Below are 11,616 nucleotides of genomic sequence, written 5' to 3' on the forward strand. Positions count from 1 at the left end.
CTCGTGAAAGCTAAAAAAAGTAGACTCACAGCTAGATTTCGGTCTATGTCGAGGAGTTTAGAAGTCTGTTGACAGGCTTTAAGCAAATGTGGATTCATCCCATTTGCGGTGGATTAACCACGGAATCCAGGGTGTTTCAACCCCTGGAGATGTCAAAAATCCGGAATACTTTTTACCGGGAGCAGATTTTCATGAGCTTCTTTTAATTGTCTATCAGTCATTTAATTTTCGTCGGGGTTACTACCTAGGTTTTCCATTCCGGAATACTTTTTACCGGGAGCAGATTTTATAGATAGGAGGGGTTACTACCTAGGTTTTCCATTCCGGAATACTTTTTACCGGGAGCAGATTTTCATGAGCTTTTTTTAATTGTCTATCAGTCATTTAATTTTCGTCGGGGTTGCCCCTAGCTTTTCCATTCCGGAATACTTTTTAAATGAGCTTCTTTTAATTGTCTATCAGTCATTTAATTTTCGTCGGGGTTGCTCTCTAGTTTTTATGTTCCGGAATACTTTTTACCGGGAGCAGATTTTCATGAGCTTTTTTTAATTGTCTATCAGTCATTTAATTTTCGTCGGGGTTGCTCTCTAGTTTTTATGTTCCGGAATACTTTTTACCGGGAGCAGATTTTCATGAGCTTCTTTTATATTGTCTATCAGTCATTTAATTTTAGTCGGGGTTGCCCCTAGCTTTTCCGTTCCGGAATACTTTTTTTTCGGAGCAGACTTTAACTGTCTATCAGTCATTTAATTTTCGTCGGGGTTGCTCTCTAGTTTTTATGTTCCGGAATACTTTTTACCGGGAGCAGATTTTCATAAGCTTCTTTTAATTGTCTATAAGAAACAGAAAGTCTCTAACAGTGATGCTAGGGAATCCCGCGCTGTCTCCTAGAGCAGCGTCGGGAGGATGTCAATCTTCCAAGATAATCATATTAATAACTTATAGCTGATAGCTGACGGCTGACTGCTGAATGCTTACTTTAAAATTAACGCAACTTCCTTAGCAAAATAAGTCAAAATTAAATCCGCACCAGCTCGTTTCATACTGGTTAAAGTTTCCAACATCACCTTTTTTTCATCTATCCAACCCTTCTCACCAGCAGCTTTAATCATGGCATATTCCCCACTAACGTTATAAGCAGCTACAGGTAGATTTGTTGTCTTTTTTACCTCACAAATAATATCTAAATAAGCGAGCGCCGGCTTTACCATCACCATATCTGCACCTTCGGCAATATCCAAAGCCACCTCTTTAATGGCTTCCCTAGCATTAGCAGGGTTCATTTGATAAGTCTTTTTGTCCCCAAATTTTGGCGCGGAATCCAAAGCGTCGCGAAACGGGCCATAATAAGCTGAGGCATATTTAGCAGAGTAAGCAAGTATTCCCACATCGAAGTATCCAGCAGCATCGAGAGCTTTGCGAATTGCTCCAATACGCCCATCCATCATATCTGAGGGAGCGACAATATCAGCACCTGCTTCGGCCTGGGATAGTGCTTGTTTGACCAAAACTTCTACAGTGGGGTCGTTGAGAATGACTCCATTTTCCCCCACAATACCATCGTGACCTTCGCTGGAATAGGGGTCGAGGGCGACATCAGTAATGACGACAATATCTGGTATTGTTTGTTTAATTGCCTTTACAGTTCTTTGTATTAACCCATCTGGGTTGTAGCTTTCAGTGCCAACGTTGTCTTTTTTAGCTTCCTCAACTAGGGGGAATAAAGCGATCGCATTAATTCCTAAATTATAAGCATCCTCTATTTCTTTGAGCAGTAAATCTAGAGTATAGCGATAACTTCCTGGCATCGAAACAACCTCGACTTTTTGCCCTTCTCCCTCCATCACAAACAATGGATAAATTAAATCATTGACCGTCAACTGGGTTTCCTCAACCATACGTCGCAAAGCAGGAGTGCGACGGAGACGACGGGGACGCTGTACGCCAGGAAATTCTGTGGACAAATTTGCTTCTGTCATGGGTAGATTAGTTATCCTAATATAATTGATAGTCATTAATCATAATCAGAAATTGACATCTAGTCAATTACAGCGGTTTTTTTAGCAACCACAGTAGGGACGTTGCATAACAAAAATGCTAACGTCCCTACATATATTTATTTTTATGGCGATGTGGTTCATCCATTTGAAAAGCGCTGTATGATTTTTCCCTAACCCCTGTCTCCTAACTCCTGACTCCTTCTTTCATTCTGTCTCCTGTCTCCTGACTCCTTCTTTCATTCTGACTCCTCCGAAGAGCCTTGATTCCTTCTCCTTCTTTTAGATTTTAGATTTTTCGTCCCAATTTCCACAACTTAGAGAAAACATCCCGTAAATAGATATACACGTCACGATTGCCAACAAAACACACCACAAGATGGTAATTAACAAATCTTTCAAACTGATAAGAGCAAAAAGAAAAGGGGATATAAGCTCCGGATAGGGAACGCAATGGCTGAAAGCTACAACCAGTAAAGTAATCTGTGAAAAAATGCAGTGCTAAAAGTGTTATGGTTAAATGCGTGAATATACTGAATCAATTCCTGTGGGTAATTGTTGAGGTAAGATAAAGAAGTAAATATAATGCTCTTGAGAGTAGGAGGCGAAGAGAAGGTAAAATTGAAATGGGTAAATAATAAGATCGTCCTAGGGTCTGTCATCAATTAGAACTATAAGCTTTGTAACTCAAGGTTTTTAGCGTCTGGAGTCTTTCCAGGCCAAAAGTTCAAAACTCTTGCTACATAGTACTTTCAGATTTAATTGATGACACGCCCTAGGCAAAAATATGTTCAAGACTTTACTCAAATCAACTGTTGTTGGAACTGCTTCCTTGATGCTTCTCAACCCCTCCCTGGCCTCCGCAGCGAGTTTAACACAGCGAGCGTATGGGGATCGCAGCGTGCGAGTTGAAGGCACTGACCATGACACGCGAACGACGGAGGTGACTATTTCGCACGCGACCTATCGACCAGGGAACCCGGAGGGTTTTCGGGGTGCCAAGCAGTACCAAACAGCAAAAAGACCTATAACTTCTTATTCATATCCCCCCGATTCGGCGTATCGCAAGTTTTGGGGAGAAAAACAAAGCTTTCTTTCGTTAGAAGAGTCTATAATTCTTCTTATATCCATGTATGTTTTCATATTTGTTTTTTTCTATTATGGGGGATTGTTGTTACTTGTTGTATTGAAAATAATAGATTTTTTAAAGTCGAAGGGTTAAGTGGAAAGGAGAGAGAGAGAAAAAAACTATATTAATCGTGATGATTAATCGCTGCTAGGTTTTATCACACTCGGCAGTTTTATGCTAGCCAGTAGAAAAAACGAAAAAGCTGGAAAGACTGAAAAATCTTAAGTTTTAGCCAAATAATTCGATACCTGGCACGGGGGAAGAAGGAGTCAGGAGACAGGAGACAGGAGACAGAATTCAGAAATTACTTCAGAACTATTCTGTGTACTAACTAACTGCTAACTGCTAACTGATAACTGATAACTAAAAACTGATAACTGAAAAGACATGGGCAGACCTAAAAGAGAATTTAAGCCAGGATATTCCTACCACATTACAACCAGGTGCAACAACAGAGATTTCAACCTCACCCGTCGTGAGACCAGAGAAATCCTCTTACATATCATCAAACAAGCACAAGAAAAATACCCATTCAAACTGTATGCTTTGTGTATCATGCTGAATCACGTTCATTTATCAGGGTTGCTGGAAACCGAAAAATTATGAACTTAGGACTATAAAAGCCTGTCGCAACTTATTACTCTAAGAATTGTTATCTGTCAATAGCCATAATTACTTAAGCATTTCTACTTGTCTAAAATTTCTCGTTTTGAGATTATTCACCAATGCCCAAAAATGCAAAGAACTGGATGATATTAACGTAAATACTTGCTTGTAGCTTTATTCAATCCAGAATTTTTTACTTTTAAACACAAAATTGGCAGAATACCTTATGTACAAACCATGATACCAAATGCCTAAAATAACGCAAGTGCGTGAAATATTTTGTAATAATTTGGGGAAAATCGGAACTTGTTTGATTAAAATAAAAAATTTTAATTACTGACGTGATAAGTTAAATCTATAGTTTTCCCTTCTTGTCTAATTTTGATTTTGTGAAACTACTTTTGGATGATTGGCGATCGCCTGACTGACAAAAAAGAGAAAATTAAAGATACACTTAGGGGTTCTATACAATGTGGATGTTACCGGACATGATATCAGGAGTCAGGAGGACAGTTATTGATAGGTTACACTTCAAAAGGAAACTTGATTAGTATTCGGATTATAAAGAGTATTAGGTAGCATTTCCGGGCAAACTTCCCACATTACCGACGCCTATAACCTGACGAGGTGTCGTCAAAGTTTGAGTAGATGATGTTGTCTCAATAGCACCCACTTGAGCTCCCAACTTTGTCACCCCACTACTCACCGAATCATTTTCCAACTGATATTTAAAAGCTAAACCAGACCGACCACAAAATAAAAATAAGATTAGCATTCTTCATTAAAACTGTTCTAAACTGAATAGGCAGTATAAATAGTTTGTAAGGCTCTTTGCACAATATATTCATCTGAAAGTGCCGATAAGGCTAAAGCTGGTTGTCCCCCATTTAAAACCATAATGATAGGTTCTTTAATGTATGGATAAAGATTAAACCATTGGTTAAACTGCCCCGGAGGAAGATCGTTTTCTGGAGTTAATATCCAGGTAGTTGATAAATCCCAGAATGGCTGATCGAATAACAAATAAACTTTGTCTAAAGTTCCCATTCCGAGTCGATCAATAGCTCGCTGCTTATTTTTGGGCAATACAGGATTGAACTTGATCTCTCCTCTTTTGAGTACACCAAGGGGGACTGTTACCAAAACCGCATCAAAAGATTGATTATTAATTTTCTCAAAACCTAGTGTCATCCCTTTTTGAGTTCTCGAAATTTCCTTAACCAGTGTATTCAATTTAATTTTGTAGTCACCCTTGAAGGCTGCCAAAATACCTGCATATCCATCTGGGAATATGACATCGGGACCATCGTAGTCGTTCACGAAGAGATAAGCCAACTGATTGATTTGATCTTCATTTGTTCCAGCCGTGTGCTGGATACTAACGACATTTTCCAACCATCCTGGGGCATCGCAGTCCCTAATTTTACGCCCACCACGTCCTCGAATAATGTAATCCTCTTTTTCCGTTTGGATAAGTCGTTGACTTAGCCCCTCGGCCAAATCCACAAGGGGGTTTCCGTTTATCCCATGAATCCAACTAGCTCCCAGTTCCAATGGTACTCCCAGTCGGCCATCTGTCCATATCCGTCCCCCAATGCGATCGCGTGCTTCAAACAGAGTAACTTCTCGACCATTTGTGGAAAGTTTATGTGCTGAAGCAAGGCCGCTCATTCCGGCACCAATAATTGCAATTCTATCAGCACTACCTTGCAAAATTGAGTTAGCTGCCCGAAGCCCGGATTCGTAGGCAGCATGAACTGTACTGTTGTGCTTTGGAAAAGTAGCTTCACCAGCAAAAAATATCTTCTTGTCAATGGGCTGCTCCAGGGCACGAATGTCACTGCGCGAAGCTCCCTTTGGGATGTGTGAATATGAGCCGTATGTGTAGGGATCGCGACTCCAATTGGTTCGGATGTAGCCCAGAAGCTTTTGTTTTTTTGCCTGAAAACCATGCCAGGGCAAGAAATTCAAAAGTAAGCCACTTGTCACTCCATGTAGTAATAATCGTCGATTCATTTTTAGCTAGATTTATCAAAAGATCATTAGTTACTTTAGCCTAAATTTGATAAATCAGGACTTACGCAAATTGACTTTTAAACCACCAGAGGAAGTCTAAATAGCGATATTTAGAATCCCTGTCGCTTTAGCGCGGGGAGTATGTCAAAGTTCTAAAGGAAACTTCATTATTATTAGGATTATAAAGAGTATAGGTAGCATTTCCCGGCAAACTTCCCACATTACCGACCCCTATAACCTGAAGGGGTGTCCTCAAAGTTTGAGTAGATGATGTTGTCTCAATAGCACCCACTTCAGCTCCCAACTTTGTCACCCCACTACTCACCGAACCATTTTCTAACTGATATTTAAAAGCTAAACCAGACCGACCACAAAATAAATTATTAACGCCAAAACGCATTAATCTATCTAACATTTGTATCGGCGGAGTATCGGGAGTCAATTTATCGCTTACTCCCAGAGTGCTACCGTGAATTAATAAACAGTCAAGTTCAGAAAAACCAAAAGGCAAATTTCTTAACCATTCTACTGTTTCTCTATCTACATTATCCCATAATTTTTTCACAGTATCCATGCCATATTCTGCTATTAATTCTGTCGGTTCAGCTGTGGTAGTTAATCCATGTAAAATCAAACATTGTTCTTCCCACCATCCCGTACAGACTTGGGGTATAAGTTCGTTTTTTTTAGGATAACGTACTCGCTCTACTAATTTTTTGCAATCTATATTTCGCCCGACTATATCGCCTAAAATATATAAAGCTTCTACAGAATATTTCTGCTTTTTTATATCAGCAAGTACCGCTTCATAAGCTGTGATGTTTCCTTGAATTCCAGTTAAAATTGCCCAATAATTCATATGATTTTTTGCTTTTTTTTAGGTTAGATAAAATGATAATGGATAATTAGGGCTTGCTGATTAAATCTCAAAGTATTTACAAATAAAGGCTTTAGTCTTTAATGGCCTTTAAAAAGCACCTGTTTTTCAGCTCTTAATACTAAAAAAGTTATCATTTTAGGCGCATAGTTGGGCAAAAAAAATTACTTTCCTGCTCCCCTAGTCCTTAAAAAAGAGTTTTTCAGCAAACCCTAATTACCAAAAAATGAAGTCCAAACCCTCCCCTTTTAAAGGGATGAAAAAATATTCACTTCAGTATTTCAAGCCTCTGGCTTTAGTTGTCGGTACTGATAACTGATAACTGATAACTGATAACTGATAACTGAAATGACCTCTGGTTAAAACCGTTATTGATCGAATAAGCTGTTAAGTATTTAAACGATGTATTGTAATTTTTAGGAAAACCACTAAATCTTTACTGTACGAGACTTTTACTTGAATTATCTATTGTTAAAATAGGCAATCTAAATGGTTAACCGCTTATAAGGAAATATGATTTCTTTTTTCTCCTTAAAAGGGGAAGCTTTAAACCAGAAATATTCAATTATTAATTATTAATTATTAATTATTAATTATTTACTTATCTTTCACAAATATGAGTAGGATCATCAGCTTTTTCAGCATATTCTAAACCCCTTGCCAAACGCCAAGCAAAAATTTCTGGCAACCCTTTATTAACTATAGCTTCACAAGTAAGTTGATAATCATAGGGAATCTCTCGAATATTTACTTCTCCTGTTTCATTGTCATAAATAACATAAGTAGCATTTGGTCTGCCATGACGAGGTTCTCCTACAGAACCAACATTAACAATTTTTTTCAGAGGAGCAATACAACTTTTTGACTCTAAACTTTCCCTCCCAAAACTACTAACTTTAACTAATAATTGATTAGCATCAAGAGTACGAACATAAGGCACATGAGTATGACCGCAAAACAACACATCAGCACCACTACTAACTACCCTTTCAACTGCTAAAAATCCATCTAAATCTGGCAATAAATATTCATGGTTACTATGAGGACTACCATGAACAAAACACATATTTTCCTCTTTCAAAGTCTGAGGTAAAGAACTTAAATATTCTCGCGTTTCTGGATGAATTTCTCGATCGGTCCATTCGTGGGCTAACTTGCCACGTTTCTCTGCTAATAAAGAAGGATAACTACATTCACAAGCATTTAATCCCTCCACAATATCCTCATCCCAACAACCTAAAACTGTGGGAATATCTAAACTGCGAATTTGCTCAACAACCGCGTTAGGATGAGGACCATAACCAACCAAATCTCCCACACAGAAAATTTTCTCTGCTTTCTGTTTTTCTATATCTATTAATACAGCATTTAAAGCTTCGTAGTTGCCATGAATGCAAGACATAACTGCGATTTTCATACTAATTCTTCCTCTTTCATTAATGGAATTCAAAAGTCAAAAGTCAAAAGTCAAAAGTAAGATTTTAACGGAATTCAAAAGTCAAAAGTCAAAAGTAAGATTTTATAGCTCAAAACGGCGAGACTTTAAACCAGAATTATTTAATTATTAATTATTCATTATTAATTATTCATTATTCAGTAATTCCTAATGTTTCTTTTACTTGTTGTTGATAAGCTAAAATTGCTCCATCGGGCAAACAACAATCTTCTAAACTTTCTGCTAAAGCTTTTTGATTTAAGTTATTACCAAAAACTTCAATTCCACTAAAGCGTTCTGGTCTACCTGTTAGCCATCTTGGTAAATTTAATTCTTGATATTCAGTCTCTTTTCCTAGTACAAAATCAAAGTAAAAAGCACGTCCGTCAGCAATATCAAAAATTGCTTTGGCACGCATAATTTGACCATAAGCACCTGCGGTTAATTCTTCATACCAAAAAACATCTAAACTTGCCGGGTCGATGACTTGACCCTGGGTGGGCGATCGCCAAAATTGACAATTATTAATATTACTCTCAATAGCACATCCTTCTACAGTTTGGTTCGCCCATTGATGCCATTCGCTATTTTCTGTTCCTGGTGGAATAATGGCAATACGACTGCTAGGAATGGTATCGAGCAGTGATGACATTGCATCTAGTTCTAAATAAAATCCTAATTCAATGAAAGCAACTGCACCATTAGCAAGATATTCTATGAGTTCTGACTGTTGAACATCAGTAATAATTTTTAGATTGGGAAAGTCCGTAGCAAGACAAGTTTGGTCAATGGGAACATTGCCGGTACCAGGGCTGAAATAGATAGCAGGATTAGCTTTGGGGATTTGCTTCCGAATAAAACTTGTTTTGCCAACTCCCGGTGGGCCCGCTACTACAGTAATTATAGGTTTTGACATTTGGCGTTGGTAATTTGAGGTATGATATCATTTTCCGTTCTACTAAACTTACCCAAACTTACCCATGAATTATTGCATGAGCTTTGGAGCTAGCTTCCTGCGCGTGCTGACGCAATGCTGCGCAAACACAGAAGACCACTGACCGCAGTCTGTAACTTATCTTCTCCACAGGCTTAAATTCGCTTGGAACTCAAGCTACTTATACACATAGTTTTTCAGGTTGATAGCAGCGTTAAAATCTCTGTCAGCTTGAAAACCCTTCTAGGGGAGCTGCGCTAACGGATAAGAGCGTTATAGAACTCTATGACCTTTACGCGACTAAAAAACTTTCTCCTTCTACTATCCTTTCTTCTTCTTTCTTCCCCTCCTGGGAGGGGCGAAGGGTGGGTTGACTCCTGACTCCTGAGGACTGACTCCTGACTCCTAAGTAATTAAGACTAATATCATACACTAATTTACCAACTCCTGACATTTTTCTTCCATAACTTAACTTTTCAATGCTGATACTATACGGGAACTTGCCATCCTTGCACCCGATAGGTTTCTGGCGACGGGTCCTACTTGCAAAGCAGCTAACCCACCCATAATAAATAGTTCGCAACCAGACCAGCGCAAATATTCATCTAATACTGGCAACCCATTGACTATTTCCAGTGGGTGGGTATGCAAGACTTCTTTCAAGATAGGTTGTTGTGTGACATCAAGTTTTGTACCTGTTGCCAACCAGATACGATCGCCCTCCCACATCATTCCATCATCACATTTTAGTTGCCAGCGATCGCTGACGAACTCAGCACCCACTACCTGACATTCCTCAAAAATAGATAACTCGTCTTGGTGTTGGTAACGGCGCAACTGAGTCATCACTGCTGGTGTCATAGAACCGCCATCTCGTGCTTGTTGAATTAACTGCCATCTTTTCTGCCAGTCAGTTTCAGTACTAAAAGCTTTTAAATATTTTGGGCCTAACCAACCGGGTTCTGCATCAAATAATTTCTCTTTGAGCTGACGTCTGACCATCAAGGTTACGTTTGCGCCTCGTTTTAATGCTCCCAATGCTAAGTGACCGCTAGTTAATCCCCCACCGATAATTAGCACTTTTTCCCCTCTGAGTCGCAAACCTTGCAAGTCTACTTGGTGAGAGTGACAAAGGCGTTGGTTTGGATAGGGGGTGGGAATTTTTTTTGCCCATTCTGGAAGTTGAGGTTTTCCCCCACCATTGGCTATGACTACTCGATGAGCTATGGTTGAGTTGCCATCATCTAGTTCGACTCGAAACTGAGGGTTCCCTCGGTGGGTTATGGGAGCAATGTTTGTCACTGATGCTTTATATACTTTGTCTTCTAACTGCCAGCGATTAACTACGTCTTGGGAAAATTCTTGAAATAGTTTTGTTCCAGGTAGGTCGTAGGGAGGGAATAGTTCGTTTGGGCGATTTTCCGCAAACCGACGCAGGGAATAGGGGTCTGGATCTGGGTGATGAACGGCGGGCGATCGTAAGTGGGGTATTTCTTGGGCTGCAAACTGCTGTCGCCACTGACTCATCCAAGTGGCACTGGGGTCAAATACTATTATTTTATGGCGATACTTTTTCCGTTTTTGCAACAGATGAGTTACCAATGTTAGGGCGTGGGGCCCAGCACCTACGATGGCAATGTTGGTTTGTATTGGTAAGGACATGGAATTAAAGAACAATAATTATGATAATGATTATCGTTATTATTTTAATTATAAATTATGCTGTAACGGCTCACAAACAAGATTTCTCCTTAGGTCATGCTGCGCAACAAGCAAATAATCTAAGCTTGTTTGCATATCGTCTGAATAGGCTTTGACTCATATCATATAGTTGCAAATACGTCAAATCAGTATATGGGCAACTTAGAAAAATTAGTTCATCACGTTTTAATAAAAATGAGGTTTCACCTGCCTAAGTAACGAAATAATCAGTGTTTGAGGCTTGAAAATCTCTTTAGGTAATAAACTCCCTTGGATTATTATTCATTAATCTTATCATAAAAAAGCTGAAACTATTGAAATTGTGTTGGCTATTTCAGGCGATTTATCCGATTTTTTGTCATCAATCTCTGACAAAGTTGAAAATTTTAAAATTAAAAGTTGAAATTGATAATTAAAACTTTTCGCTTTAGCGATCGCTATACAAAATCTGGCATAGATAGTTGCAATTTAAAAAAATGGTGTGAGAATAAAAGCAGACACAAAATTAAAGCAGATATGCGAACCGCTTACCAGTACAAGCTATTGCCCAACAAAGAACAAGTCGCAGTAATAGAGTTGTGGCTGGAATTGTTGCGTCGGCAGTACAACTATAGGTTAGGGGAGCGGTTCTCGTGGTGGGAAGAAAATCGTTGTCCAGTTAACGCTTGCCCCAAGGTGCATGCCAATTCCTCAACTAAGAGGTAATCCAGATTATTACTCTCAGAAAAAAGATTTAGTCAATACCAAAGATAAGTTTCCTGAATACAAGCTAATTTATTCTCATGTATTACAAGACTGCATAAAACGGGTAAAACTTGCCTTTGATAGATGGTTTAAGGCAGACAAAAATGGAACTAGATTAGGAAAACCAAGGTTTAATGGAATTGGACGTTATCGAAGCTTTTGTTATCCTCAAATCAA

10 protein-coding genes and 1 pseudogene are annotated in these 11,616 nt (G+C 38.9%); 3 read left to right on the forward strand and 8 right to left on the reverse strand.

The genetic code is table 11. The annotated features are described in order from the left end of the window. Nucleotides 1–974: 974 nt before the first annotated feature. Nucleotides 975–1,979 carry a porphobilinogen synthase gene (hemB, locus tag F6K15_RS35865; protein WP_293070599.1) on the reverse strand — a complete coding sequence of 335 codons (1,005 nt, stop codon included), beginning with the start codon at nucleotides 1,977–1,979 and terminating at the stop codon, nucleotides 975–977. 1,534 nt (nucleotides 1,980–3,513) lie between these two features. Between hemB and F6K15_RS35870 the strand changes: the two genes are divergently transcribed. Further along, complete coding sequence (locus F6K15_RS35870) at nucleotides 3,514–3,732, forward strand: transposase (protein ID WP_293070587.1); 219 nt, start codon at nucleotides 3,514–3,516, stop codon at nucleotides 3,730–3,732. A 571-nt stretch (nucleotides 3,733–4,303) separates the two neighbouring features. Here F6K15_RS35870 and F6K15_RS35875 read toward each other — a convergent pair. From F6K15_RS35875 to F6K15_RS35905, 7 genes are all read right to left on the reverse strand, one after another. Beyond that, on the reverse strand, nucleotides 4,304–4,507 hold the full coding sequence (locus F6K15_RS35875; RefSeq protein ID WP_293070588.1) for a hypothetical protein: 204 nt from the start codon (nucleotides 4,505–4,507) through the stop codon (nucleotides 4,304–4,306). 17 nt (nucleotides 4,508–4,524) lie between these two features. Continuing rightward, the gene (locus tag F6K15_RS35880) at nucleotides 4,525–5,748 is read right to left on the reverse strand and encodes an FAD-dependent oxidoreductase (protein ID WP_293070589.1); all 1,224 of its coding nucleotides are present in this window, start codon (nucleotides 5,746–5,748) and stop codon (nucleotides 4,525–4,527) included. 127 nt (nucleotides 5,749–5,875) lie between these two features. Further along, entirely contained in the window at nucleotides 5,876–6,607 is a 732-nt protein-coding gene (locus tag F6K15_RS35885; protein ID WP_293070590.1) for a metallophosphoesterase, read from the reverse strand. Nucleotides 6,608–7,226: 619 nt separating this feature from the next. Next, nucleotides 7,227–8,042, reverse strand: coding sequence for a metallophosphoesterase (locus F6K15_RS35890; RefSeq protein ID WP_293070592.1), 816 nt, complete (start codon nucleotides 8,040–8,042; stop codon nucleotides 7,227–7,229). A 172-nt stretch (nucleotides 8,043–8,214) separates the two neighbouring features. Beyond that, the gene (locus F6K15_RS35895) at nucleotides 8,215–8,976 is read right to left on the reverse strand and encodes a GTP-binding protein (RefSeq protein WP_293070593.1); all 762 of its coding nucleotides are present in this window, start codon (nucleotides 8,974–8,976) and stop codon (nucleotides 8,215–8,217) included. Nucleotides 8,977–9,286: 310 nt separating this feature from the next. Beyond that, complete coding sequence (locus tag F6K15_RS35900) at nucleotides 9,287–9,448, reverse strand: hypothetical protein (RefSeq protein WP_293070595.1); 162 nt, start codon at nucleotides 9,446–9,448, stop codon at nucleotides 9,287–9,289. A gap of 14 nt (nucleotides 9,449–9,462) precedes the next feature. Then, entirely contained in the window at nucleotides 9,463–10,656 is a 1,194-nt protein-coding gene (locus F6K15_RS35905) for an FAD/NAD(P)-binding protein (protein WP_293070597.1), read from the reverse strand. 438 nt (nucleotides 10,657–11,094) lie between these two features. Between F6K15_RS35905 and F6K15_RS38935 the strand changes: the two genes are divergently transcribed. Further along, nucleotides 11,095–11,400 (forward strand): helix-turn-helix domain-containing protein, encoded by a 306-nt coding sequence (locus F6K15_RS38935; RefSeq protein ID WP_363269443.1) that lies wholly within the window; start codon nucleotides 11,095–11,097, stop codon nucleotides 11,398–11,400. Beyond that, nucleotides 11,375–11,616 (forward strand): annotated as a pseudogene (locus F6K15_RS38940) (RNA-guided endonuclease TnpB family protein); the annotation flags it as partial. The gene F6K15_RS38935 and the pseudogene F6K15_RS38940, both read left to right, overlap by 26 nt.

This window comes from Okeania sp. SIO2B3, from assembly GCF_010672525.1.
Classification (GTDB): Bacteria; Cyanobacteriota; Cyanobacteriia; order Cyanobacteriales; family Microcoleaceae; genus Okeania.